18 protein-coding genes are annotated in these 25326 nt (G+C 70.9%); 5 read left to right on the forward strand and 13 right to left on the reverse strand.

The features are described 5' to 3' along the window. Positions 1–50: 50 nt before the first annotated feature. A complete protein-coding gene (locus tag AB0D85_RS31280; RefSeq protein ID WP_362327585.1) occupies positions 51–1553 on the reverse strand; it encodes a DUF4192 domain-containing protein in 1503 nt (500 codons plus the stop codon). Positions 1554–1698: 145 nt separating this feature from the next. Here AB0D85_RS31280 and AB0D85_RS31285 point away from each other — a divergent pair, with 145 nt between their 5' ends. Both AB0D85_RS31285 and AB0D85_RS31290 read left to right on the forward strand, forming a co-directional pair. Beyond that, entirely contained in the window at positions 1699–3864 is a 2166-nt protein-coding gene (locus AB0D85_RS31285) for a RecQ family ATP-dependent DNA helicase (RefSeq protein WP_362327588.1), read from the forward strand. Between the two features lie 286 nt (positions 3865–4150). Then, entirely contained in the window at positions 4151–4771 is a 621-nt protein-coding gene (locus AB0D85_RS31290) for a hypothetical protein (protein ID WP_362327591.1), read from the forward strand. A 300-nt stretch (positions 4772–5071) separates the two neighbouring features. Here AB0D85_RS31290 and AB0D85_RS31295 read toward each other — a convergent pair whose 3' ends face one another. The 3 genes from AB0D85_RS31295 to AB0D85_RS31305 all read right to left on the reverse strand — a co-directional run bounded on the left by AB0D85_RS31295 (position 5072) and on the right by AB0D85_RS31305 (position 7173). After that, positions 5072–5698, reverse strand: a complete 627-nt coding sequence (locus AB0D85_RS31295) for a hypothetical protein (RefSeq protein WP_362327594.1) — start codon at positions 5696–5698, stop codon at positions 5072–5074. A gap of 68 nt (positions 5699–5766) precedes the next feature. Beyond that, a complete protein-coding gene (locus AB0D85_RS31300; RefSeq protein ID WP_362327597.1) occupies positions 5767–6468 on the reverse strand; it encodes a ribonuclease HII in 702 nt (233 codons plus the stop codon). Between the two features lie 81 nt (positions 6469–6549). Next, entirely contained in the window at positions 6550–7173 is a 624-nt protein-coding gene (locus tag AB0D85_RS31305) for a TetR/AcrR family transcriptional regulator (RefSeq protein WP_362327600.1), read from the reverse strand. A 187-nt stretch (positions 7174–7360) separates the two neighbouring features. On the opposite strand from AB0D85_RS31305, the gene AB0D85_RS31310 reads away from it, so the two are divergent. After that, positions 7361–8908 (forward strand): MFS transporter, encoded by a 1548-nt coding sequence (locus tag AB0D85_RS31310; RefSeq protein ID WP_362327604.1) that lies wholly within the window; start codon positions 7361–7363, stop codon positions 8906–8908. A gap of 369 nt (positions 8909–9277) precedes the next feature. Here AB0D85_RS31310 and AB0D85_RS31315 read toward each other — a convergent pair whose 3' ends face one another. The 3 genes from AB0D85_RS31315 to AB0D85_RS31325 form a co-directional block, all read right to left on the reverse strand. Then, positions 9278–10207 carry an ADP-ribosylglycohydrolase family protein gene (locus tag AB0D85_RS31315; protein ID WP_362327607.1) on the reverse strand — a complete coding sequence of 310 codons (930 nt, stop codon included), beginning with the start codon at positions 10205–10207 and terminating at the stop codon, positions 9278–9280. A 10-nt stretch (positions 10208–10217) separates the two neighbouring features. After that, positions 10218–10877: a histidine phosphatase family protein gene (locus AB0D85_RS31320; RefSeq protein WP_362327610.1), complete on the reverse strand. Its 660-nt coding sequence runs from the start codon at positions 10875–10877 to the stop codon at positions 10218–10220. 86 nt (positions 10878–10963) lie between these two features. After that, positions 10964–11569 (reverse strand): YdbC family protein, encoded by a 606-nt coding sequence (locus tag AB0D85_RS31325; RefSeq protein ID WP_362327613.1) that lies wholly within the window; start codon positions 11567–11569, stop codon positions 10964–10966. Between the two features lie 151 nt (positions 11570–11720). Between AB0D85_RS31325 and AB0D85_RS31330 the strand changes: the two genes are divergently transcribed. Continuing rightward, positions 11721–12254 (forward strand): TerD family protein, encoded by a 534-nt coding sequence (locus AB0D85_RS31330; protein ID WP_362327616.1) that lies wholly within the window; start codon positions 11721–11723, stop codon positions 12252–12254. Between the two features lie 73 nt (positions 12255–12327). Here AB0D85_RS31330 and AB0D85_RS31335 read toward each other — a convergent pair whose 3' ends face one another. Both AB0D85_RS31335 and nrdR read right to left on the reverse strand, forming a co-directional pair. Then, positions 12328–15216 carry a vitamin B12-dependent ribonucleotide reductase gene (locus AB0D85_RS31335; RefSeq protein ID WP_362327619.1) on the reverse strand — a complete coding sequence of 963 codons (2889 nt, stop codon included), beginning with the start codon at positions 15214–15216 and terminating at the stop codon, positions 12328–12330. A 162-nt stretch (positions 15217–15378) separates the two neighbouring features. After that, positions 15379–15930, reverse strand: coding sequence for a transcriptional regulator NrdR (gene nrdR / locus AB0D85_RS31340; protein ID WP_362327622.1), 552 nt, complete (start codon positions 15928–15930; stop codon positions 15379–15381). Positions 15931–16434: 504 nt separating this feature from the next. Here nrdR and lexA point away from each other — a divergent pair. Continuing rightward, positions 16435–17214: a transcriptional repressor LexA gene (gene lexA, locus AB0D85_RS31345; RefSeq protein ID WP_133028126.1), complete on the forward strand. Its 780-nt coding sequence runs from the start codon at positions 16435–16437 to the stop codon at positions 17212–17214. Between the two features lie 147 nt (positions 17215–17361). On the opposite strand, the gene AB0D85_RS31350 is transcribed toward lexA, so the two are convergent. The 4 genes from AB0D85_RS31350 to AB0D85_RS31365 form a co-directional block, all read right to left on the reverse strand. Then, a complete protein-coding gene (locus AB0D85_RS31350; RefSeq protein ID WP_362327628.1) occupies positions 17362–19338 on the reverse strand; it encodes an ATP-dependent DNA helicase in 1977 nt (658 codons plus the stop codon). A 203-nt stretch (positions 19339–19541) separates the two neighbouring features. Next, complete coding sequence (locus tag AB0D85_RS31355; RefSeq protein ID WP_362327631.1) at positions 19542–20669, reverse strand: GNAT family N-acetyltransferase; 1128 nt, start codon at positions 20667–20669, stop codon at positions 19542–19544. Between the two features lie 148 nt (positions 20670–20817). Then, positions 20818–23076 (reverse strand): IucA/IucC family protein, encoded by a 2259-nt coding sequence (locus tag AB0D85_RS31360; protein ID WP_362327634.1) that lies wholly within the window; start codon positions 23074–23076, stop codon positions 20818–20820. 132 nt (positions 23077–23208) lie between these two features. Beyond that, the gene (locus AB0D85_RS31365) at positions 23209–25008 is read right to left on the reverse strand and encodes a diaminobutyrate--2-oxoglutarate transaminase family protein (RefSeq protein WP_362327637.1); all 1800 of its coding nucleotides are present in this window, start codon (positions 25006–25008) and stop codon (positions 23209–23211) included. Between the last annotated feature and the right edge of the window lie 318 nt (positions 25009–25326).

Genomic DNA, 25326 nt, shown 5'->3' on the forward strand with positions numbered 1-25326 from the left:
GACGGCGCCGACCCACGTCCGTCCGTGTGCCGCCCATGGCCGGCCCATGTTCATTCATCCCCCTCGCTGGGTCCGTTCGCGGTCCGTGTGCCCTCCTGCGCAGTTCGCTCGCTTCGGGTGTCGCTCCGCTCCGCCGTACGCGTGCGCGTGCCGCCGCCCGGCCTGGGCGAACCGGGGCGGGTGTGGCCGGTCGTCGGCCGCGGGCGGGTGCTTTCCGGCCTCGGCGGTCGGTCGTCGGCACTGTCTCCGGTGCGCGGACGGCGCCGTCGGCGGGTCCCGGACGCGGCGGCCGGCGCACGACCGGCGTCCGGATCGGCGTCCGGATCCACCGGACCGGTGTCATCGGCCGCTGCCGTGCTGTCCACCGCACCCCCGCCCGCGCGTTCCCTACGCAGGCAGCGCCGGATCGACTCCGGGTCCAGTCCCTCGTTGCAGGCCTGGTGCAACAGGCGGGCGAAGAGATAGTCGGAGTCCGCGCCCAGAGCCATCGCCAAGGCCTCGCGTGCCTCCAGGTCGTCACCGGTCGACCAGGCGACCCAGCCGGCCAGCGTCAAGGGAGCGGCGGCGTGCTCGCCGTACGGGCCGACGCAGCGGCGGGCCAGGGCGCGCCACAGACGCAGGGCCGGTCCGGCTTCGTCGCCTTCCATCCAGGCGGCCGCGCGGTCGCGGGTCGTACGGTCCTGGAGCCCGAGGATCAGCGCCGCGGCCTCGTCGTGGGCGAGCAGGTCGTCGTCGCGGAGGTCCGCCTGGTGGGTGCCGGACACCGGGGTGGCCGCTGCGTACCGGCTCATGATCCGCCCGGCGAGGGCCAGGGTCTCCTCGGCCACTTCCGCGCGGAAGGTGTCGTCGAGGATGCGGGGCACCAGTGCCATTCCGGCGCTGTCCAGGGCGGCCTCCTGTGCCGGCACGGCGCCGGTCTCCCAGGGCAGCAGCCTGACCCGCAGCTCGCGCAGGGTGCCGCGCACCTGGATCCCGGCGTAGGTGGCGGCGGCCGCGAGCACGGAGGTGCCGGGCAGGCCCATGGGGGCGCCGTCGGGCGGACAGCACTCCTGGGTCGGGCAGCAGTACGACCAGTAGCGGCCGTCCGAGATGCACAGTGCCTCGATCACGGGCACGTCGAGGCGGCCGCACTCGGTGCGCAGCAGGTGGGTCAGCGGTGCGAGCCGGTGCATGACGTCCCGGCCCGATTCGCCGGGCGCCGGTTCCTGGCAGACGTAGGCGACCATCTGCTCGGGCCGCGCTCCTCGGCGCGCGCCGCCGGTCATCAGGCCCTGGGCCAGCTGGCGTGCGGCCGCCTCCCAGTCGTCCTCGTTCGCGGGGATGCCGAGCCGGGCCCGTCCGCCGAAGCGGCCGCGGCCGCCCCGGTCGTGCAGGGCCACCAGCACGATGCTGTCCTCGGGGCGGTACCCGAGCAGATAGGGCAGCGCGTCGGCCAGTTCGGCCGGGGTGCGCAGGGTGATCTGGGTGTCGTGGGCGGACCGTCCGAGAGGTTTCGCACCGCCCGTGACATCGCCGTTTTCGGAGGGTCCGGTGGTTTCGCTGTGATTCGTCATGCGCCGACGATCTCGCGGATCTTGTGATTCCGCTTGGGCCTGTGGATAAGTCGAATGTGGATAAGTCGAATCAGGGACACGCCAAAGCCGTCCGCCTCGTCCACAGCCCGCCCGGCTGTCGGTCCCGTCCTGTTGTATGGGACGCATGGAGCACACGAACAACGCGGATCTGCGGGCGCGGGCCGACGCCGTCCTCGCCCGTCTCGTCGGGGACGCTACGGGCACGGCCCGGCTGCGCGAGGACCAGTGGCGGGCGATCGAGGCGCTGGTCGCCGACCGGCACCGGGCCCTGGTCGTCCAGCGGACGGGCTGGGGCAAGTCCGCGGTGTATTTCGTGGCGACCTCACTGCTGCGGGCCACGGGCAGCGGCCCGACCGTCATCGTCTCCCCGCTGCTCGCGCTCATGCGCAACCAGGTGGAGGCCGCGGCCCGGGCCGGTATCCACGCCCGCACCATCAACTCGTCCAACACCGAGGACTGGGACGGGATCCAGGCGGAGATCACGGCCGGGGAGGTCGATGTCCTCCTGGTGTCCCCGGAGCGCCTCAACAACCCCGACTTCCGCGACCAGGTCCTGCCCAAGCTGGCCGCGGCGACGGGACTGCTGGTGGTGGACGAGGCCCACTGCATCTCCGACTGGGGACATGACTTCCGGCCCGACTACCGACGGCTGCGCACCATGCTGGCCGACCTGCCGCCGGGGGTGCCGGTGCTGGCGACCACCGCGACGGCCAACGCGCGCGTGACCGCAGACGTGGCCGAGCAGCTCGGCACCGGCGGCACCTCGGACGCGCTGGTGCTGCGCGGCCCGCTGGACCGGGAGAGCCTCAGTCTGAGTGTGCTGCGGCTGCCGGACGCCGCGCACCGGATGGCCTGGCTCGCGGACCACCTGGACGAGCTGCCGGGTTCCGGCATCGTCTACACGCTCACCGTGGCCGCGGCCGAGGAGGTCACCGCCTTCCTGCGGCAGCGCGGCCACACCGTGACGTCGTACACGGGGAAGACGGAGAACGCCGACCGGCAGCAGGCCGAGGACGATCTGCTCGGCAACCGGGTCAAGGCGCTGATCGCCACCTCGGCCCTCGGCATGGGTTTCGACAAGCCCGACCTCGGGTTCGTGGTGCATCTGGGCTCGCCCTCCTCCCCCATCGCCTACTACCAGCAGGTGGGCCGTGCGGGGCGTGGTGTGGAACACGCCGAGGTGCTGCTGCTGCCGGGCCGGGAGGACGAGGCGATCTGGGCCTACTTCGCCTCCCTCGCCTTCCCGTCGGAGGACCTGGTGCGCCGCACCCTGGACGTCCTCTCCCGCGCCGACGGCGCTGTGTCGCTGCCCGCGTTGGAGCCGCTGGTGGAGCTGCGCCGCTCCCGGCTGGAGACCATGCTGAAGGTCCTCGACGTGGACGGCGCGGTCAAGCGGGTCAAGGGCGGCTGGATCGCGACCGGACAGCCGTGGACGTACGACGCGGAGCGGTACGACTGGGTGGCGCGGCAGCGCACGGCCGAGCAGCAGGCGATGCGCGAGTACGCGGCCACGACCGACTGCCGGATGGAGTTCCTGCAGCGTCAGCTGGACGACGAAGGTGCGAAGCCCTGCGGTCGCTGCGACAACTGCACGCGGCCGCGTTTCATGGCGGACACCTCCTCGGCCGCGGTGGACGCGGCGCGGGTCGATCTGGGGCGCGCGGGCGTCGAGGTGGAGCCGCGCCGGATGTGGCCGACCGGCCTGCCGGCGATCGGCATCGATCTCAAGGGGCGCATTCCGGCCGGTGAACAGGGGTCGGCGGGGCGGGCCCTGGGGCGGTTGTCGGACATCGGCTGGGGCAATCGGCTACGGCCGCTGCTCGCGCCGCAGGCCCCGGACGCGCCGGTGCCGGACGATGTCGCCCGTGCCGTGGTGGAGGTGCTGGCCGACTGGGCGAAGGGTCCTGGCGGCTGGGCCCCGGGCACGGCCGGTGTGCAGCCGCGGCCGGTGGGTGTCGTCACCGTCGCCTCACGTTCCAGGCCCCTGCTGGTCCGCTCCCTGGGCGCGCGCATCGCGGAGATCGGCAGACTGCCCCTGCTGGGTTCCGTGGAGTACGCGGGCGACGCGCCTCGGATGTCGCGCAGCAACAGTGCCCAGCGTCTGAAGGCTCTCGACGGTGCGTTGACCGTGCCGCCCGCTCTCGCCGCCGCCCTGGCCCAGGCTCAAGGACCGGTGCTGCTGGTGGACGACTTCACCGAGACCGGCTGGACCCTGGCGGTCGCCGCGCGGCTGCTCCGGAGGTGCGGGGCGCGCGGGGTGTTGCCGCTGGTCCTGGCCGTTCAGGGCTGATCGGCCCGGCACTGTTCGAATACGGCGCCGGGTACGGCGTACGCGCGTGCCGTACTCGAACGTCCCAGGGGCCGCCGAGTGCCTCACTAGGTGGGGATATAAGCCACGCACCACCAGATAACAGTCGGTGGCCCCATTTGCTCGTTGCCGCATTCAAGTTCGACAGGAAGAATTGAGGTCCGCTCCCCGCACGGCTTGCCCGTGATCCGGTTGGGCCTTACTGCGGTGCGCGGTCCCCCGAATCCGATCTCGCCCGCTGTGTGGGCGCGTAGCCGAAGGGAGGAACGTGACCTTCGGATTCGCTCCGTCCTCGGCGGCATCGTTGTCGACGTCCGCGTCCGCCGCTTCCGCCAGCCGTCTGCTCGAGCCTGCGGAGTGGGCAGACGCCGGAATACCGCTGCTGCGCAACCCTCGTGAGGTCGTCAGCGGGTTGCACGCCCGGCATCGTCCCAAGCCGGCCACGGCGATCGTGGCCGTCCTCGACCCGGAAGAACGGCTGTGCGCCAGCGCCTCGTTCACCCGGCGCTCGGCTCCGGCCGACGGCTGGATGTTCCGCAACGCGCTGCTGGCGCAGTTGCGCCGGGTCATCCCGCACGACCTGCGCCGCCGCACCCCCGTGCGAACCGCCGTACTGCTCTACTGCCGCGAGGGGGACGCGCGTTGGACGGAGGAGGACGGTGCCTGGATGTGGGGGCTACGGGACGCCTGTACCTTGCACGGGCTGCGCTGCGGGGCGTACATCACGCTGACGCACGACGGCTGGCAGGTGCTCGGCGAGGGCCGCGGCGGACGGCGCCCGAACGCCGACTCGCCTCCCGAGCCCTTCGCCCTGTCGGAGGCCCCGCCGCTGTTGCCGCGCACCGGAGGCGCCGTCTCCGAGGTGCTGCGCCGCGCGGCCGCCCGCTGAACTCCGGCCCCCGCGAGGGGGCACCGGCCGGGCACCCGACCGCGGGGCAGGGCAGGCTGACCATGCCGTACGACGTGCTCAGCCGGGTCGCGCTCCGCGGCGCGGCGGATGTCCCGCGCCGCGGTCACCCGGCGGATCCGGCCCGGTGCCCGCGTTCCGGATCCTCCGTCTGCCGAGCGGCCGTCCCACGGCGGGCAGCGGCCGGCTCCGGGCCTCCGGGCATGCCGAAGGCACCACCGTGCCAGTACGCCGCTGCGGCTCCTGCGGTACCTCCGGAGTCCCAGAGGCGCCGGAGGTGGCTCAGACGCCCGCGCCCAGCACCGAGTTGATCCGCTGCGTGTCGCCGCAGACGATCAGCAGGGCACCGGCCCGGGAGAGGGCCAGCGGCAGAGCGGTGGCGGCGACGGTGTCGGAACCGCCGTTGACGGCGACGACGACCACGGGGCGGGTCGCGGCGCGGGAAGCGACGGCGGCGTCCGTGTAGAAGACGTCGTCGCCCGCGTCGTGCTGCGCCCAGTAGGCGGCTTCGCCGAAGGAGAGCTCGTGGTCGGCCCACGGATGCTGTGCACCGGTGGTGATCACCAGCACCTCACCGGGGGCACGGCCCGACTCCAGGAGCAGGTCCACTGCCTCCTCGGCCGCGTCGAGAGCACTCTCGACGGAGGCCGGGATCAGCTGGATCTGCGGGGCCGCCGCTGCCGCGGCGGACACGGCCGGGCCGGACGGGCCTGGCTTGGCCACGTCACGCGGCGCGCGCTGCACCGGCGCCGTGGGCCGCGGAGGGCCTGGACGACCGGGACGCGACGGAGCCGCGGGACGGGGGCCGGGTACGGGACGGGGGGTCGGCGCGGTACGGCCGTTGGCCGGAGTAGCGCGGGGACCCTGGGCACTCTCGTGAATCTGAGGCTCCTCGGGAATGAGAGGCATGAGCTGATATTTATCAAACGTTGGTGCAGGTCACGTGAACCGGGTGGCACAACAGTGCGACCGGAAGGTCAGAAATCGAAGCCGAGCTGCCCTTCGATCTCCGGAACGCTTCCCTCCGCCCAGTTGCGGACCTTCTTGAGGTGCCGCCACTGGGGCAGCGCATCAAGATACGCCCACGACAACCGGTGGTACGGGGTGGGGCCCCGCTCCTCCAGTGCGGCCTTGTGCACGGGCGACGGGTACCCGGCGTTGTCCGCAAATCCGAAGTCTGCATGGTCGATACCCAGTTCGGCCATCATTTTGTCGCGCTGAACTTTGGCGATCACCGAGGCCGCCGCGACGGCCACACACGATCGGTCACCCTTGATGACCGTGCGCACCTGCCACGGGGCACCGAGATAGTCGTGCTTCCCGTCGAGGATGACCGCGTCGGGACGGACCGGCAAGGTCTCCAGGGCACGGACCGCTGCGAGCCGCAGCGCGGCCGTCATCCCGAGGCTGTCGATCTCCTCCGGCGAGGCATGGCCCAGCGCGTAGGCCGTGACCCACGTCCGCAGCACCTCGGCAAGTTCCGTACGCCGCCTGACGGTCAGCAGTTTGGAATCGGTGAGGCCTTCGGGCGGCCGGCGAAGACCGGTGACCGCGGCACAGACGGTGACGGGCCCGGCCCAGGCGCCGCGACCCACCTCGTCGACACCGGCAATGATCTTCGCTCCGGTCGTGGCGCGAAGGGAGCGCTCGACGGTGTGAGTAGGTGGTTCGTACGGCATGGCGCACTTAGGGTACGCCGCGTCGATCCCCGAGCGACACCCCGGCCGCTCGGACGGCCCCGAAGCCACCGGGGCGCCGGCTCACGCGTCGCGCGACAGCAGCAACGGAAGCACGAAGTGGTCGATCATCTCCTCGAGTTCCTGGTCGCTCCATTCACTTCCGGAAATTTTGTTGCGGTACATCATCATCGCCGGAATGGCGTCGAGGACATAGCCGTTGGCCGCGTCGGCGCGCACCTCTCCTCGCTCCATGCCGCGGGTGATGATCTCACCGATCAGCTTGGTGGTCGGCCCCACCACTCCGTCGAAGATCACGCCGTGGAACCGCTCGACCTGCGTCGGATCGCATTCGTGAATCACTGACCGCAGCGCGAAGCCCGGACGGGAGAACATGGCGTCCCTGGCCTGCCGGCACAGGGCCAGCAGATCTTCGCGCACACTTCCGAGGTCGGGGGCCTCCTCCAAACGTGGCAGACCTGCCTGCAGCGCATCAGCGACCAGATCCTCCTTGGAGGGCCAGCGGCGGTAGACCGCCGCCTTCCCGGTCTGGGCACCGGCGGCGACACCCTCCATGGTGAGGCCGTTCCAGCCCACGGTGCCGAGCTGCTCCAAGGCGGCGTCCAGGATCGCGCGTTCGAGGACCGCGCCGCGCCGACGGGGGGAGGCCGCCTGAGCGGGGGCGGCCGTCCAGCGCGAGGTAACCATCTGAGTTTCTCCAGCGAGCGAAGGGGAGTGGGGGTTTCAGGACATGGGGCGCGGCATGCGGCGGCAAAGGGGGAAGGGGCACACGACACGCAGTTAAGTGAACGCTTGCGTTCTCTACCGAGGACTCACTACCGTTGACGTGACAGTGAACGCCAGCGTTCACTAACGGCTTCGTGGGGGATCCACAGTGACAACCTCTCAACTGATACGGGATCAGAAACGGGGTGCGGCCCGCCGGGAGGGGCACCCCGGCATCGCGCTCACCGTCATTGCTGCTTGCCAGCTCATGGTGGTACTTGATGCGACGATTGTGAACATCGCGCTCCCGCACATTCAAGACGCCCTCAAGTTCAGCACCACGGACCTCACGTGGGTGGTCAGCGCGTACACGCTCACCTTCGGCGGCCTGCTGCTGCTCGGCGCACGAGCCGGTGACATCCTCGGCCGGCGCCGGGTGTTCATGACGGGCATCCTGCTGTTCACCTTCGCCTCGCTCCTGGGCGGTCTCGCCCAGGAACCCTGGCAGTTGCTGGCCGCCCGTTCCCTCCAGGGCATCGGTGGCGCGATCGCGTCGCCGGCCTCGCTGGCACTGATCACCACGACGTTCCCCGAGGGCCCGGAACGGAACCGGGCGTTCGGAGTGTTCGCCGCCGTCTCCGCGGGCGGTGGCGCCATCGGACTGCTGGCGGGCGGCATGCTCACCGACTGGCTCGACTGGCGCTGGGTGCTCTTCGTCAACGTGCCGATCGGCCTGTTGATCGCCGCCCTCACTCCGCAGTACATCAACGAGTCCGAGCGGCACCCCGGCCGGTTCGACCTCGCGGGGGCACTGACGTCCACGCTGGGCATGGCCTCCCTGGTGTACGGCTTCATCCGGGCCTCGGAGCAGGGCTGGCGGGACGGTCTGACCCTCGGCTCGTTCAGCGCCGCGGTGGTGCTCCTGCTGGCCTTCGTGTTCATCGAGACCCGGGCGAAGGAGCCCATCACCCCGCTGCGGATGTTCGCCGACCGCAACCGCTCCGGCACCTACGTGATCATGCTGAGCCTGGCCGCGGCGATGTTCGGCATGTTCTTCTACATCGTCCTGTTCGTGCAGAACGTGCTGGGCTACAGCCCGATCAGGGCCGGTCTGGCCTTCCTGCCCGTGACGGTGGCGATCGCCGTCGGCGCCGGGCTGTCGCAGCGTTTCCTGCCCACCCTGGGCCCGAAACCGTTCATGATGACCGGCTCGGCCCTCGTGGCCGTCGGGCTCGTCTGGCAGACCTTCATCACGCCCGACAGCTCGTATCTCGGCGGCGTGCTGGGGCCCATGCTGGTCTTCGGCTTCGGTATGGGTCTGAACTTCGTGACGGCGACCGTCACCGCGGTCTCCGGGGTCGCCCCGCACGAAGCCGGAGCGGCGTCCGGACTCCTCAACGCCATGCAGCAGGTGGGCGGTTCGCTCGGCCTGTCGATCCTGACCACGGTCTTCGGGTCGGCCAGCAAGGACGAGGCGAAGAAGCAGCTGCCGAAATTCCTCGCCGACGGCTCGCCCGAGCAGAAGGCGGAGTTCGCCAAGACCCATCAGCTGCCCGCGTCCTGGGGGCACGAGGTCCTCGCGCACGGCATCTCGACCGCGTTCGTCCCTGCCGCCGTCATGGCCGGGCTCGGCCTGCTCACCGCCTGGCTGGTGATCAAGGTCCGCAGGAGCGACCTCGAAGCCCTCGCCGGCACGGCCGGTCCGGGGATGGGCTGACCCCACCGGGTCCGCGCGGAGCCGCGGATGGCCGGACCGCCGCCAGGGGACAGGCGGCAGGGGCAGAAGTCCGGCCATCCGCACCGCGGCCCACAGCGCCGCGCACAGGGTCAGAAGAGCCCGCCCGAGCCGTGACATCGACACCCTCCCCCAGCGCATCCGACTTCACCCCCCGCCGTCCGCACTCGGACGGAGCGCGGAGCGGATGCCGAGAAAACGCCTCGCGGTCACGCAGAGTTCCCATCGGGCACGGAGAGTTTCCGAAGGGCCCTCGGGCACCGTGATCCCACGGACCGTCGCACTCGGGGCATGCACAGCGACGCGGCCCCACTGAAACCCCGACGAGGGCGGGCTTCCGATGCCGACGGGTCACCCGCCGACAGCGGTCCCCGTCCCCGGCGGCACCCACTCCGGCAGCGCTTCCGTCCGCTCCGCCCACGCGGCCGGCGGCGCTCCCGCCTTGCCGCCCGCGAGCACACCGCCCACGATGGCGCAGGTGGTGTCCACGTCCCCGCCCACCTGGGCGGTCGTCCAGAACGCCGTCTCGTAGTCGCCGAGGGCGCGTGCGGCCGACCAGAGGGCGAAGGGGACGGTGTCATGGGCGGTCGTACGCCGTCCGCAGCCCAGTACGGCCGCGACAGTACCGGCGTCCGCGTAGTCGAGCATGTCGCGGGCACGCCGCAGCCCCTGGCCGACAGCGCTCCTGGGGACGAGGGAGACGACGCCATCGAGGAGCGCCGCGGGGCTCGGCGGGCCGCCGGGCGCGGCCGCCAGGGCCGCTGCCGCGGCGACGGCCATGGCACCGACCACCGCCTCACGGTGCTGGTGCGTGGGGTAGGCCGAGATCTCGGCCTGGTGGGTGGCCTGCTCCGGATCGTCCGCGTACCAGGCGCCCAGGGGCGCGATCCGCATCGCCGCGCCGTTGCCCCATGACCCCTGCCCGTTGAAGAGCCCGGCGGCCAGCTCACGCCAGTCGCCGCCCTCCCGGACAAGCCGGAGCAGACGGTTGACGGCGGGTCCGTAGCCCCGGTCGAAGTCGTGATGCGCGGCGAAGGAGTGGGCCAGGGCGTCCTGGTCGATGCGGTGGTGGGCGGCCAGGACGGCGACGACGGAGCAGGCCATCTCCGTGTCGTCGGTCCACTGCCACGCGGCCGGTGGGAGCTCGCGCCGCTTGAGCAGCGGGTAGTTCACCGGAACGAAGAACTGCGAGCCGAGCGCGTCGCCGACGGCGAGTCCGCGCAGGCTGGACAGGGCGCGCTCCAGGCGCCCGGGGTTCGAGGAATCGGAGGAGGAGGTCATCGCGGCCAGCCTAGCCGCTCATCCAGTGCGGCTCCGGGTCCCGCCAGCGGTCGAAGGGCCGGTCGAGCGTGTACTTGCCGTCGTCGCCGAGAACGAGCATCCGCATCTCGGCGTTCCCGGGGTTGGAGAGCGACTCGAAGTCCGCGACCGTCCAGTGGAACCAGCGCATGCAGAACAGCCGCATCGCCAGTCCATGGGTCACCAGGAGCACGTTGGGCGGATGGTCCGGCGCCTCGAAGCTGCGGAACAGGCTCTCCAGGAAGCCGCCGACCCGGTCGTACACGTCGGCCCCGGACTCGCCCTGCGGGAAGCGGAAGAAGAAGTGCCCGTACGCGTCCCGGTACGCCTTCTGCACTCGTACGTCGTCGCGGTCCTGCCAGTTTCCCCAGTCCTGCTCGCGCAGCCGGGGTTCCTCACGGACCCGTATGAGGTCCGGGTCGAGGTGGAAGGCGCGGAGGGTCTCGTGCGTGCGGCGGTACGGGGAGACGTACACGCTGACGCGCTCCTGGCCGAAGATCTCCCGGACGCGCTTTCCGGTCTCTTCGGCCTGCCGCCAGCCCCGGTCGGTCAGGGCCAGCGCGTGGTCGGGTTCCCGCTCGTACACGGAGTCGTCGACATTGCCGGTTGACTCGCCGTGCCGGACAAGGACGATGCGCCGTGGTCGTGCCATGCCAAAACCCTAGATCGAGTGACGAAAAATCGAGCACTCGGATGGGCCTCATACAGCGCAGGTCACACTGATCGAGGGTTGGATATTCAAACGATCCAGGTCGGTTCGAGCTCCACGATGTCCCCCGTGAGGGCCGCGATGTCGGCCTCCGTCTGGGCGCGCAGCGCCAGCCGCTCCACCCGTTCCGTGCGGTACTTTCCGTGCTCGGCGGCCGACCGCCACATCGACAGGATCATGAACTCGTTCGCCGGGGCCTCCGCGAACATGCCGCGGATCATGCCCGGCGAGCCGGCCATCGCCGGGTTCCAGACCTTCTCCTGCATCAGCGTGAAGTGCTCGACGCGCTCCTCGTGCACACGGCAGAGCGCCACCCGGACCAGGTCGCTGTCCGTGAACCGCGGTTCGAAACCGGTCTTCACATCGAACCGGTACTCGAACAACTTGACCTGCTGGTCCTTGTACGTGCCCGACTGGGACGCGGCCAGACGGTCGTGCGAACGCGCCATGAAGGAGTCGTAGAAGGCACGGCTCTCCCAGAAGGCGAAGATGTGCGCCACTCCGGGTCGCTGTCGACTCCAGCCCCCGCCCTGTCCCCGAAATCCCGGCTCCCCCAGAAGCCCCGCCCATTTTCGCTGTCCCCGCTCGAAGCCCCGGCGGTCCACCACGGTGCAGCGAATCCACTTGACCAGCACCGCGCCATCGTAAGGCCATGGGGCGTGGCGTCGGTCACGCTCCGGCTGAGATCACCCGCGCATGCGCCCCCGCGCGCGTGGCACGATGGACAAAGAGCCTTGGCAGCCCATCGGTTGGGGAAGTGGACCTCTAGGGGGAAGGGGACGCGTGATGAGCGGTTTCAGCAAGGCGATCAGCAAGGTCGAGGTAGCGGTGAAGTGGGATCCCAGCCCGGCCGGGCAGCCGCCCACCGATCTCGACGTCATCGCCGGGACGTTCACATCGACCGACCCGTACGGAACTCCGGCCTATCTCGTGCACTTCGACAGCCGTTCGCCCGATGGGACGATTTTTCTCAACCGGGACAGCCAGGACGGCAAGGGCTTCGGCTGGGACGAGGTGATGACCCTCGAACTCGACCGGCTCGACGCCCGCTACACGCGCGTGGTCGTCGGGGTCGTCATCCAACAGCGGTCCGCGCACCGGGCGTTCGTGAACGTCCTGAACCCGGCCGTACGCGTCCGGGAGGGCTACAACGTGCTGGCGCAGGACGACTTCGGCTCGGTCCTCGGATCGACGGCGGCCGCCGTCGCGGAGTTCGTGCGCGACGGGTCCGGCGACTGGAGCTTCCGCCCCGGCCTGCACGGCTTCGAGGACGACCCCGTGGTCTTCCCCCGGGCGATGGGCGGCCTCGGCCGACCCTGACGCAGACAGCCGGGAGCAAGCGGTAAGGGGCGCCGGCAATGGCCGGCGCCCCTTACTTCACTTCACCGAAGTGTCAGCTGCAGCCGCTGGTCGAGCCGCAGCCCTCGCAGATGTAGCAGGAACCGGCCCGCTGCATCTTCGTACCGCAGGAGAAGCAGAGCGGGGCGTCGGCCTGGATGCCCAGCTGCATCTCCACCAGCTCGGCGCTGGTGTGGGCCTGCTTCGGGGCGGGCTTGGCCACCTCGGGCTTCGGGGAGGCGACGGCCTTCAGCTCCTGGGCGCGCGGCGCCGACTGGGCCAGGCCCTCGACGTCGACCTCGTCGTCGTCGAGGGACGGCTCGTACGAACCGGTCTCCAGGTGGCGCTGACGCTCCTCGGCGGAGTGGATGCCGAGCGCCGAGCGGGTCTCGAAGGGCAGGAAGTCCAGCGCCAGGCGGCGGAAGATGTAGTCGACGATCGACTGCGCCATCCGCACGTCGGGGTCGTCCGTCATACCGGCCGGCTCGAAGCGCATGTTGGTGAACTTCGAGACGTACGTCTCCAGCGGCACGCCGTACTGGAGGCCGACGGAGACCGCGATGGAGAAGGCGTCCATCATGCCCGCGAGGGTCGAGCCCTGCTTGGACATCTTCAGGAAGACCTCGCCCAGGCCGTCGTCCGGGTAGGAGTTGGCCGTCATGTAACCCTCGGCGCCGCCAACGGTGAAGGACGTGGTGATGCCGGGACGACCCTTCGGGAGGCGCTTGCGGACCGGGCGGTACTCGATGACCTTCTCGACCGTCTCGCGGATGGTCGCCTCGGCCTTCTCGGCGACCTCCTCCTTCTCCTTGGTCTTGGCGGAGAGGGGCTGGCCGACCTTGCAGTTGTCGCGGTAGATCGCGAGCGCCTTGACGCCGAGCTTCCAGGCCTCGAAGTAGATCTCCTCGACCTCCTCGACGGTCGCCGTCTCCGGCATGTTGACCGTCTTGGAGATGGCACCGGAGATCCACGGCTGGATCGCGGCCATCATGCGGACGTGGCCCATCGGGGAGATGGCGCGCTCGCCCATGGCGCAGTCGAAGACCTCGTAGTGCTCCTGCTTGAGGCCGGGGGCGTCGATCACATTGCCGTTCTCGGCGATGTGGGCGACGATCGCCTCGATCTGCTCCTCCTGGTAGCCCAGGCGGCGCAGGGCCTGCGGCACGGTGCCGTTGACGATCTGCATCGAGCCGCCGCCGACCAGCTTCTTGAACTTGACCAGGGCGAGGTCGGGCTCGACGCCGGTGGTGTCGCAGGACATCGCGAGACCGATGGTGCCGGTGGGGGCGAGGACGGACGCCTGGGAGTTACGGAAACCGTTCTTCTCACCGAGGCGGACCACGTCCTGCCAGGCCTCCGTGGCGGCGGCCCAGACCGGGGTGTCCAGGTCGTCCATGCGGACGGCCACGGTGTTGGCGTCGGCGTGCTGCTTCATGACGCGCTTGTGGGCGTCGGCGTTGCGGGCGTAGCCGTCGTACGGGCCGACGACCGCGGCGAGCTCGGCGGAACGCTTGTAGGCGGTGCCGGTCATCAGGGAGGTGATGGCCCCGGCGAGGGCGCGGCCGCCGTCGGAGTCGTAGGCGTGGCCGGTCGCCATCAGCAGGGCGCCGAGGTTGGCGTAGCCGATCCCGAGCTGGCGGAAGGCGCGGGTGTTCTCGCCGATCTTCTGGGTCGGGAAGTCCGCGAAGCAGATCGAGATGTCCATCGCGGTGATGACCAGCTCGACGACCTTGGCGAAGCGCTCGACGTCGAAGGACTGGGTGCCCTTGCCGTCGTCCTTCAGGAACTTCATCAGGTTCAGCGAGGCGAGGTTGCAGGACGTGTTGTCCAGGTGCATGTACTCGCTGCACGGGTTCGAGCCGTTGATCCGGCCGGATTCCGGGCAGGTGTGCCAGTGGTTGATCGTGTCGTCGTACTGGATGCCCGGGTCGGCGCAGGCCCAGGCCGCCTCGGCCATCTTGCGGAACAGGCTCTTGGCCCCGATCTCCTCGATGACCTCGCCGGTCATCCGGGCGCGCAGACCGAACCGGCCGCCCTGCTCGACCGCCTTCATGAACTCGTCGTTCACGCGGACCGAGTTGTTGGCGTTCTGGTACTGGACGGACGTGATGTCGTCGCCGCCCAGGTCCATGTCGAAGCCCGCGTCGCGGAGGGCGCGGATCTTCTCCTCCTCCTTGACCTTGGTCTCGATGAAGTCCTCCACGTCCGGGTGGTCGACGTCGAGGATGACCATCTTGGCGGCACGGCGGGTGGCACCGCCCGACTTGATGGTGCCGGCGGAGGCGTCGGCACCGCGCATGAAGGAGACCGGGCCGGAGGCGTTGCCACCGGAGGAGAGCAGCTCCTTGGAGGAGCGGATCCGGGAGAGGTTCAGGCCTGCGCCCGAGCCGCCCTTGAAGATCATGCCCTCTTCCTTGTACCAGTCGAGGATCGACTCCATGGAGTCGTCGACGGACAGGATGAAGCAGGCGGAGACCTGCTGGGGCTGCGGGGTGCCCACGTTGAACCACACGGGGCTGTTGAAGCTGAAGATCTGGTGCAGGAGGGCGTACGCCAGCTCGTGCTCGAAGATCTCGGCGTCCGCGGGCGAGGCGAAGTAGCTGTAGTCCTCGCCGGCCTTCCGGTACGTCTTCACGATCCGGTCGATCAGCTGCCTGAGACCGGTCTCGCGCTGCGGGGTGCCGACGGCACCACGGAAGTACTTGCTGGTGACGATGTTGACCGCGTTCACCGACCAGAAGTCGGGGAACTCGACGCCACGCTGCTCGAAATTGACCGAGCCGTCGCGCCAGTTGGTCATGACGACGTCACGGCGCTCCCAGTTCACCTCGTCGTACGGGTGCACGCCGGGGGTGGTGTGGATGCGCTCGATACGCAGTCCCTTGGTGGCCTTCGTCCCCTTCGCTCGGGAACTCCGTGCCGGACCGCTCGCCGTCTCTGTCATGCCGCCTCCCTCTACGGGCGAAAACGCCCTGAAATGCCACGATGTTCCCGTGACACGCTGTTCTGTTCCGCTGCTGCGGGCACTCCGGGAGCCCCCGCAACAAGTCCTGGATCGCCGTCCGACACCCGGATCCGGGGCCTCCGCCCGGTTCCGGTCCGCCCGTCAGCCGGCGATGTGCACGGGGGCGGGCACCCGAGTGGTCCCGCCTGGCCCGTGATCGTCCTCCTGGCTCCCCGTTCCCGCGTCTTCGTCGTCCACGGCGGGGCCCTGCGACGCCTGCCTGAGCTCCGCGATCGCGGCCTCGAAGTCCTCGAGCGAGTCGAACGCCCGATAGACGGAGGCGAATCGCAGGTAGGCGACGAGGTCGAGCTCCTGCAACGGGCCGAGTATGGCCAGCCCCACGTCGTGGGTGGTCAGCTCGGCGCTTCCGGTGGCCCGCACCGCCTCCTCGACCCGCTGGCCGAGCTGGGCGAGTGCGTCCTCGGTGACAGGTCGTCCCTGGCATGCCTTGCGCACGCCGTTGATGACCTTGGTACGGCTGAATGGCTCGGTGACTCCGGACCGCTTGACCACCATGAGCGAGCACGTCTCCACGGTCGTGAAACGACGGGAGCAGTCCGGACACTGGCGGCGCCTGCGGATCGACGTGCCGTCGTCGGTCGTACGACTGTCGACCACACGGCTGTCGGGGTGCCTGCAGAAGGGGCAGTGCATGATCTCCAACCCTCCTCACAGCAGACTCGATAGCCTCGCTGGGCCACATGGGCCCCTCGAAGCAGCCCCAAGCATAGGCGATCTCAGAGAGACCGTAGACCCGGGGGACCACAACTTGTGGGCAGCCGTAGCAATCCAACCACTAGATGTGGTGATTGGCTGATACATCGCCAGGTTGCGCGTGTCGCACACGTACCGCTACGGCGGATACGGAGATACCGTGGGCGCCGCACGGAGGTCACGTGCGACTCCGGCGCAGATGGGGACGTCAGTCCCGGTCGGCGGCGGTCCGGATGGCAGACTGGGCACACCCACAAGGCCATCACTCCGGCGGCGAAGAGTACAACAATGAGCCCTTTTGCCCGCCGGGTACCGCGTGAGCCATACACCCAGACATGTGATCGCGTCCGATGAACCGCGTTTTTTCACTCGAACGTGTGTTTGGCGCAACCTTTCGAAAGCAACTACCGTTGTCCAGCAGGGAGACCATCGAGAGGGGCCGACGTGACCACCACCGCTGACAGTGCCACCATCACCGCCCAGGACCGCTCCCAGGGCCGACTCGACCCGGTGCATGCCATGAACGAAGCCGTGAATCCCGAGGGACACAAGCGCTCCCTGCCGGGCCGACCTCCAGGCATCCGGGCGGACAGCTCGGGCCTGACCGACCGGCAACGGCGGGTGATCGAGGTCATCCGGGACTCGGTGCAGCGGCGGGGCTACCCGCCGTCGATGCGGGAGATCGGCCAGGCCGTGGGCCTCTCGAGCACGTCCTCGGTGGCGCACCAGCTGATGGCGCTGGAGCGCAAGGGCTTCCTGCGCCGCGACCCGCACCGCCCGCGCGCCTACGAGGTGCGCGGCTCCGACCAGGCCGTGACCGTGCAGCCCACGGACACCGCCGGCAAGCCCGCCGCGTCGTACGTCCCGCTGGTCGGCCGGATCGCCGCCGGTGGGCCGATCCTCGCCGAGGAGTCGGTCGAGGACGTCTTCCCGCTTCCCCGGCAGCTGGTCGGTGACGGCGAGCTGTTCGTGCTCAAGGTCGTCGGTGACTCCATGATCGAGGCAGCGATCTGTGACGGCGACTGGGTCACCGTCCGCCGCCAGCCGGTCGCGGAGAACGGCGACATCGTCGCCGCGATGCTCGACGGCGAGGCCACGGTCAAGCGCTTCAAGCGCGAGGACGGCCATGTCTGGCTCCTCCCCCACAACGCGGCCTACGAGCCGATCCCCGGCGACGACGCGACCATCCTGGGCAAGGTCGTCGCGGTACTACGGCGCGTGTGACGCCTGCGGCGGGCGGCCATCCCGCCCGCCCTCCGATCGGGCCCCGGGACCCCTGCGCCGGTTCCGGGGTCCTGCACTGTCCGGGCCCCCTGCGACCGGTTGCGTGGAGCGCGGGTTGGCCTGTCCCGGCGCCGGGACAGGCCATGCTCACTTCGCCTCCGCCTGCTGCGCCGCCGCGTCGATCGCCGACAGCGACCTCCGGACCTGGTTACGGTCCGTGGTGTACCAGAAGTCGGGCAGTGACGCCTTGAGATAGCTCCCGTAGCGTGCCGTGGCCAGCCGCTGATCGAGTACGGCGACCACTCCCCGGTCCCCCGATGCCCGCACGAGCCGACCGGCCCCCTGGGCCATCAGGAGCGCGGCATGGGTGGCGGCGACCGCCATGAAGCCATTGCCTCCCGCGTCCTCGACCGCCTTCTGCCGGGCGCTCATCAACGGGTCGTCCGGGCGTGGGAACGGGATCTTGTCCATGACGACCAGCTGGCAGCTGGGCCCCGGGACGTCCACGCCCTGCCACAGCGACAGCGTGCCGAAGAGGCAGGTCCTGGGGTCCGCCGCGAAGTTCTTGATCAGCTCGCCGAGGGTCTCCTCGCCCTGCAGGAGTATCGGGAACTCGGGGATCCGGACCCGCAGCTCCTCGGCGGCCTGCTGGGCGGCCCGCATCGAGGAGAACAGGCCGAGGGTACGGCCGCCGGCGGCCTGGATCAGCTCGGTCAGCTCGTCGAGCATGTCGGCGCGGTCGCCGTCCCGCGCGGGGCGCGACAGATGCTTGGCGACGTAGAGGATGCCCTGCTTCGGGTAGTCGAAGGGCGAGCCCACGTCGAGGCCCTTCCACTGCGGGAGGTCGTCGCCCTCGGTGCCCTCCGGGGCGAGCCCGAGGGAGGCGCCGACGCCGTTGAAGTCGCCGCCGAGCTTGAGGGTGGCCGAGGTGAGGACGACCGAGCGGTCCGCGAAGAGCTTCTCCCTCAGCAGGCCCGACACGGACATGGGGGCGACGCGGACGGAGGCGCCGAAGCGGTCGTGGCGTTCGTACCAGACGACGTCCCACTCGGAGCCGTTCACGATCCGCTCCGCCACGTCGTGCACGGTCTCCACGGAGGCCAGCGCCTGCTTGCGGACCGCGTCCTCGTCCTGGACCGACTTGTCGCGGGTCGTCCCGATCGCGGAGATCACGGTGCGGGCCGCGTCCCTGAGGGCAGCCAGGGCGTAGCCGAGGTCCTCCGGGATCTCCTCCAGGCGGCCCGGCAGGGCCAGCTCCATCAGTCGCTCGAAGCCCTCGGCGGCGGTCTGGAGCTGGTCGGCGGCCTTCTCGTCGACCAGCTTGGCGGCGCGCCGGACCGCGCGGTTGACCTGGCCGGGGGTGAGCTCGCCGGTGGCGACACCGGTGACCCGCGAGACCAGTTCGTGCGCCTCGTCCACGATCAGCACCTCGTGCTGCGGGAGCACGGGGGCGCCCTCGATGGCGTCGATCGCGAGCAGGGCGTGGTTGGTGACGACCACCTCGGCGAGCTTCGCCCGCTCGCGGGCCATCTCCGCGAAGCACTCCGCGCCGTAGGCGCACTTCGATGCCCCGAGGCACTCCCGGGAGGAGACCGAGACCTGGGCCCAGGCCTTGTCGGAGACGCCCGGTGTGAGGTCGTCGCGGTCGCCGCTCTCGGTCTCGTCGGCCCAGTCCCGCAGCCGCAGCAGGTCCTGGCCCAGCTTGCTGGTCGGTGCGGCCGCCTCGAACTGGTCGAAGAGGCCCTCCTCCTCGTCCTGCGGCACACCCTCGTGCAGCCGGTGCAGGCACAGGTAGTTCGACCTGCCCTTGAGCATCGCGAACTCCGGCCGCCGGCGCAGCAGCGGGTGCAGGGCGTCGACGGTGCGCGGCAGGTCCCGCTCCACGAGCTGTCTCTGCAGGGCGAGGGTCGCCGTCGCCACGACGACCCGCTCACCGTGAGCGAGCGCGGGCACCAGATAGCCGAGCGACTTTCCGGTGCCGGTGCCGGCCTGGACCAACAGATGGGATCCGTCGTCGATCGCTCCGGCGACCGATTCGGCCATGGTCACCTGGCCGGGGCGCTCCGTACCGCCGACAGCTGTGACAGCGGCATGCAGGAGTTCAGGGAGTGAGGGCTTCGTCATAGCGCGACCACCCTACGACCCGGCACCGACAATCGGGCGATCAAGGCGGGGACGGGGGGTGGGATCACGCCGGGGACTCCTGGACGGACGGGCCAAGCGGGGAACGGCGGGCCGGAGTTCGGACCGCTCGGAATTTCTCCGAACGGCCGGGAACTTGAACGGTCGCCGCTTCGTACTACATGTGTACGCGAAATTACTCAGCGCTACATCAGATGACGTAGGGACCGGTCTCGGATCATGAGGGCGGCCCGTTTGACAGGCAGGTCGACCTCTGCGGCGTAGCGGAAGCCCGCGTTGAGGAAGGCGGCCACGGAGGGGGTGTTGCGAAGATCGGGCTCCGCGACGACGCGCGCACAGGCGGGGCGCTGATCGAGTACGAGATCGGCTACGGCTCTGAGCAGGGCGGATCCCAGTCCCCGTCTCCGGTCGGCGACGTCGCCGATGAGGAGGTGGATCCCGGTGTCGTGCGGGCGGGCCGGATAGTGGCGGGCGAGCGGGTCCAGGTCGGCTCGGTAGATCTCCCAGTAACTCATCGGTGTGCCGTCGAGCAGACCCAGGCACGGCACGCTGCGTCCGTCTCCCGTGAGTTGGCCGCGCAGATGGCCCTCCGTCTGCTCCCGTGAGCCTGCCAGCTGCCAGAACGCGGCCACGGCGGGGTCGTTCATCCATCGGCCGATGATCGGCAGGTCGCGCTCGACGTGGACCGGCACGAGGTGGAAGGAGCCGACGGGGGTCGGGATCGGGCCCCAGGTGCCGACCTGGTCGAGCAGATCGAGCGCGTCGAGCGGACCCAGTGCGGCGGGCCGGGCGAGCGGATCGCGGTCGGGTGCCGGGGCGCGGTGGTGGTCGAACGGGGCGGGACGGTCGTGACCGAGTGGGGCGGCGTGGTCCTGGTCGCCGCGGCCGAGTGGGGCGGGACGGCCGGGGTGGAGTGCACCGACACGGTCTTGGTCGTACGTGGCCTGGCGGTCGCCGCGGCCGAGTGAGGCGGGACTGTCGGGGTGGAGTGCGACGGTGAGGTCCCGGTCGTGCGTGGGCGGACGGTCGGTGTGGCCTGGCGGAGCCGGCCGGGGCTCGTCGGTCTGGGTGATGTGAGTGTCGTCCCGGGTGTTCTGCTCGGGCCGTTTCCTGCCGACGCTGTCGGGGGCGGTCGTCCCACCGACGTCGGCGTCGGTCGTCTTCCCGGCGAAGAGGGCGATGAATTCGTCGGGCAGGCGGAGGTCCAGGGTGTCCTCGCAGTCCCGGAGGTCCTCGGCGGGTCCCGAGCGGCCGGGGTGGACGGGGTGGACCGGGACGGGGCCTGCGTCGGCGCTCGCGTCGGTGGGAGGCATGGTGCGCTCCTCTCAGGAGACGGGGTGGGGCATGTTCCTCGGTCAGTGAACGAAGGTCGGTGAAGGACGGGCGGTAGTCGAAGGGCAGTGGTTGATGGGCGGTGGTTGATGGACGGTGAACGGCGGGTCGGCGAAGTGGTCGGTGCGATCAGGACGTTGAGGAGTGGAGGGGGTTGGTGATGGTGACGTAGACGGACTGGGTGTCGACCGGGCCGACGAGTTCGTCGAGGCCGTGCAGCCGGGTCAGCAGGTTGGCCTTGCAGCGCAGGACGGGTGAGTCGAGCAGACGGCCGGGCAGGGAGCTGCGCAGCCGCGCGGGCCCGGCGGCCGCGTCGGTGAGGAACCGGCGGAACGCAGCGAGCAGCAGGCGCTCGTCGGCGAGCCGCTGGGAGCCGAACGCGCCGATCAGGCCGAGCACGTTGTTGATGCCGAGGTAGTAGGCGAAGCGTTCGTCGGTGACCTCGTCGGAGACGAACGTGTCGCTCTGCTCGCCGATGCCGGGCAGCCGGGCGTCGAGGTCGGCCCGCCGGGACTCGCGGAAGTAGTAGCCCTGGTTGTCGCGGTAGCGCCCCCCGATGGGCCAGCCTTCGGTGTCCAGCAGGAGCAGGGTGTTCTGCTGATGCGCCTCCAGGGCGATGCCGGCCTCGCTGTCGAGCCAGAGCACCGGGCGGACGACCTGCTCCAGGTAGCGCAGGAACCACTCGGCGCTGACGGCGCCGACGGGTCGGCCGGTGCGCTCGGCGAGCCGGGCGACCACCTGGGCCAGCCGGGACCGGTACGGCCCGGGCCTGCCGTTCGCCGCCGGGGCGTCGAGGGGCCGGGGTGCGACCAGTCCGGCGACACAGGACACGTCGTCGGCGGGGGCGAACGGGTTGTGCCGGATCACCACGTCGAGTCCGGGTACGGGCCGGCCGTCCTCCGCGTCGACGGCCAGCCAGGCGGGGTCGCGCACGATGTCGAAGCCGGGGTGGGCGGCCTGCCACTGCTTGGCGAGGCCGGTGCGCAGCAGGCGGTGTACCTCGACGCCTCGGTGGAGTTCCTTGCGGAGGTTCTCCCGACGGGAGTTGGTGATGCGCAGGCCCAGCGACAGCTTGAGCATGGCGGGGGCGCCGGTGCGGTGGACGGTTCGTACGGAGGAGGTGGGACACCAGGGGGCGCCGAGGGGGCCCAGATCGCGGAGGAGCCCGGCGTCGAGGAGGGCGGCCGTCTCCTCGCGGTGGCGGACCTCACGGGCCTGCCAGGGGTGCAGCGGCAGGGCGGCGGCGAAGCCGTCGGGCAGGGGCAGAGCCGTACCGGCCAGACGTGCCATGAGGTGCGGCGCGGGGACGGGGCGGCCTCGCTCGGTCCAGGCCGAGTCGGTGGCGAGGAGGGAGGAGGTGACCGCCATCCAGTGCAGAAGGAAGGAGCCGCGCAACTCCGGTGAGTAGAGCCGGGCTTCGGACTCGGTCAGGCCCTCGCGGCTCTTCGGGGTCGGATGGAAAGGGTGTCCGAGGAGGAGTGCCTGTTCGGCGGCGAGGAAGTGGTCGGGGCCGTCGGAGGGGTGGGCGCGCCGATCCGTGATGAAGGTGACGGTGCGGCGCAGGGAGTCGGCGACACGGGCCACGAGGTCGCCGTCGTCGGGGGCGGCGTGAGCGACGGGCGCGCCGTCGGCGGCGCCGGGTGGGCTGTCCCGGACACCGGACGCCCCACCCCCCACACCCGATGTGCTGTCCCGGACGCCGGACGAGTTGTGGGCGGCGCCGGATGTGCCGAAGGTTCGGGATGTGCCGTCGCCCTGGGCTGGGACGCCGCTGGTGGCGCGGGGTGTGCTGTCGCCCTGGACCGGGACGCCGTTGGCGGCGCGGGATGTGCCATCGGCCTGGACGGGGACGCCGTCGGCTCGGCGGACCGTGCCCTCGGCTCGCCCGGTCGGGTCCTCGGGACGTCGGCTGATCGGTTCTTCAGCTCGCTGCACTGTCGGTTCCTCCGACCGCCCGAACGTGCCGTCGGCTCCCACTGCCGTCTCGCGGATGAGCAGGGCCGCGAGGGTGACCGCGTCGACGGACGGGGCGGTGTCGGGGGTGCCGGCCAGGCGAGGTTGGCCGAAGCGGTGCCAGCCGGTCGGCGACCAGTGGCGGACCGGGGCGATCAGGGCCGTACCGCTCGCGGGCAGCGGGATGCGGAGGGTGGCGGTGTCGGGCGCGGGGAGGTTCGTCTCGCGTACCCAGCAGCGCAGCAGGTTCTCCACGGCGGCGGCCTGGGCGGCGATGCGCGGGTCGGGGTGTTCCAGGAGGTCCCCGGTGTCGTCGCGTGGCCGCTCGGGCGGGGAGGTGCGCCCGCGTTGCTGGGGAACCGACTCGGCGAGCGGAACGGGGCGTCCCTGTGGGCCTTGGTCTCCGTGGTCGTCGGGGGTGGGGGTGGCGTTCAAGGGGAGTTCCTCGGGGACTTGTGGGGGGCGGGGAGTTCGCCGTCGGCCGGGGCGAACTCGACTGGGGTGGACGTGAGCTGAGTGCTCGGTGTCCTGATGAGAGAGGTGTGGATGATGTGGGGTTTGCTGCGGCTAGCCGGTCGGCTTCTTGCCGCCGTCCGGGCGTGGGGGCCGAACACCGTGGCCGGCCGGATCGCGGGCCACCGCGGCCACCGCGTCGGCGAGACGGTCCAGTACGGCGGCCGCCTGTTCGTCGCTGATGGTGAGGGGTGGGAGGAGCCGTACGACACCGGCGTGGCGGCCGCCGAGTTCGACGATCAGGCCGCGTTCCAGGCACGCGCGCTGTACAGCGGCGGCGAGTTCGGGAGCGGCGGGCCGCGGCTCACGGCGGGCGTCGGCCGCCCACCCGGTCACGGCACCGCCACCCCCGTGGGCCGTGCTGCGCCGCACGCCCGGCACACGGTCCCTGACGCCCGCCGCACCACCGCCCGCACTCACCACACCGTCCAGGACATCCGCCGCACCGCCTCCCGCACCGACCGTCCCACCCATCCCACCTGGCGCACCTGGCGCACCTGGCCCACCCGGCCCGCGGTCGCGTCCACGCTCTCCCCCGCCCACGCCCAGCTCACCACCACGCACACCCACTCCACCGGCTCGGTCCCCCGCGTCCTCCGCGCCGGCCCACTCGCCCGCCGCACCCCCAGCCGCGCCCGTCTCCCCGTCCCCCGCACCTGACCTTGCACCCGCACCATCGGAGCCCCAGGCCTCCCCCGTACCCCCGTCCCCTTCCGGATCGACCAGTTCCACCCCGATCATCAGCCCCCGCCCCCGCACATCCCCGACGCACGCGAAGTCCCGCTGGAGTTCGCGCAGCTGGGACAGCATGCGGGAGCCGAGCAGGCGCGCCCGTTCGGCGAGGGCGTTCTCGCGGACGTGAGCGAGGGTGGCCGCGCCAGCGGCCATGGCTAGTTGGTTGCCCCGGAAGGTGCCGGCGTGGGCGCCGGGTTCCCAGACGTCGAGGTCGTCGCGGTAGACGACGACGGCGAGGGGGAGGCTGCCGCCGATGGCCTTGGAGAGGACCATCACGTCGGGGGTGACCCCACTGTGCTCGACGGCCCAGAAGGCGCCGGTCCTGCCCACTCCGGTCTGGATCTCGTCCGCGATGAGGGGGATGGAGCGGTCGGTGGTGAGCCGGCGCATCCGGCGGAGCCAGTCGTCCGGCGCGGGGATCACCCCGCCCTCGCCCTGGACGGGTTCGAGGATCATCCCGGCGGGCAGAGGGACGCCGGACTTGGGGTCGTCGAGGACGGACTCGGTCCAGCGGGCGGCGAGTTCGGCGCCGCGTGGGCCGCCGACGCCGAACGGGCAGCGGTAGTCCTGGGGGTAGGGCAGCCGGGCGACGCGGACGTCTGCGGCCCCGCCGGAGGCGGCGAGGGCGCCGGATGTCATCCCGTGGTAGGCGCCGGTGAAGGCGAGGATGCCCGTGCGGCCGGTCGCGGCCCGGACGAGTTTGAAGGCGGCCTCGACGGCGTCCGTTCCGGCGGGCCCGCAGAACTGGACGCGGGCGCGGTCGGCGAGGCCGGGCGGCAGGGTGCGGAACAGTTCGGTGATGAAGGCGTCCTTGACGGGGGTCGCCAGGTCGAGGACGGAGAGCGGGGCGCCCGAGTCGAGGACCTTGCGGATCGCCTCCAGCACGACGGGGTGGTTGTGGCCGAGCGCGAGGGTGCCGGCGCCGGAGAGGCAGTCCAGGTAGCGGCGGCCGTCGGCGCCCTCGATGGTCAGGCCGCGGGCCCGCACGGGCACGATGGGAAGGGCGCGTGCGTAGGTACGTGCCCTCGACTCGCGCGCCGACTGGCGCCTGAGGATCCCCTCGTGCTCCGCGCGCGCTCCCCCGAACGTCCCCCCGGTCACCGACTCCGTCACGGCCACGGCTGGCTGTCCTCCCCGCTGTCCAGAGGCGAGTTGATCGGCGGGCCCCGGGCACAGGCAGCGGACCCCCCACCGCTACCAACCCCGGACCGGCCGACGGGTTACGGGTCACCTCAAGATCATTACCCCGGCCGGGCCGGGCACCGCGTACGGACGGGAGCGAAGCCGGCGGCCGCCTCCCTCGCGCGGCGAACTGTCATGCCCCTTCGCCCCGTTCGACTCACCGAACGCGACACAGCCTCCCCGAAATCCTTTCGGCCATGTCTTGACATACGGATGAAACGATTCGTAGCTTGGCCCATCATTTAGATTTGTGAA

It is taken from the genome of Streptomyces sp. NPDC048277, from assembly GCF_040652235.1.
Classification (GTDB): Bacteria; Actinomycetota; Actinomycetes; order Streptomycetales; family Streptomycetaceae; genus Streptomyces.

Bases quoted from the DNA above. Each gene is read 5' to 3' on its own strand.
- AB0D85_RS31320 (WP_362327610.1), bottom strand. From the start codon at position 10,877: ATGGCACGACCACGGCGCATCGTCCTTGTCCGGCACGGCGAGTCAACC.
- AB0D85_RS31300 (WP_362327597.1), bottom strand. From the start codon at position 6,468: ATGCCGTACGAACCACCTACTCACACCGTCGAGCGCTCCCTTCGCGCC.
- AB0D85_RS31335 (WP_362327619.1), bottom strand. From the start codon at position 15,216: ATGACAGAGACGGCGAGCGGTCCGGCACGGAGTTCCCGAGCGAAGGGG.
- AB0D85_RS31315 (WP_362327607.1), bottom strand. From the start codon at position 10,207: ATGACCTCCTCCTCCGATTCCTCGAACCCCGGGCGCCTGGAGCGCGCC.
- AB0D85_RS31285 (WP_362327588.1), top strand. From the start codon at position 1,699: ATGGAGCACACGAACAACGCGGATCTGCGGGCGCGGGCCGACGCCGTC.
- AB0D85_RS31295 (WP_362327594.1), bottom strand. From the start codon at position 5,698: ATGCCTCTCATTCCCGAGGAGCCTCAGATTCACGAGAGTGCCCAGGGT.
- nrdR (WP_362327622.1), bottom strand. From the start codon at position 15,930: ATGCACTGCCCCTTCTGCAGGCACCCCGACAGCCGTGTGGTCGACAGT.
- AB0D85_RS31355 (WP_362327631.1), bottom strand. From the start codon at position 20,669: ATGCCTCCCACCGACGCGAGCGCCGACGCAGGCCCCGTCCCGGTCCAC.
- AB0D85_RS31305 (WP_362327600.1), bottom strand. From the start codon at position 7,173: ATGGTTACCTCGCGCTGGACGGCCGCCCCCGCTCAGGCGGCCTCCCCC.
- AB0D85_RS31280 (WP_362327585.1), bottom strand. From the start codon at position 1,553: ATGACGAATCACAGCGAAACCACCGGACCCTCCGAAAACGGCGATGTC.
- AB0D85_RS31330 (WP_362327616.1), top strand. From the start codon at position 11,721: ATGAGCGGTTTCAGCAAGGCGATCAGCAAGGTCGAGGTAGCGGTGAAG.
- AB0D85_RS31350 (WP_362327628.1), bottom strand. From the start codon at position 19,338: ATGACGAAGCCCTCACTCCCTGAACTCCTGCATGCCGCTGTCACAGCT.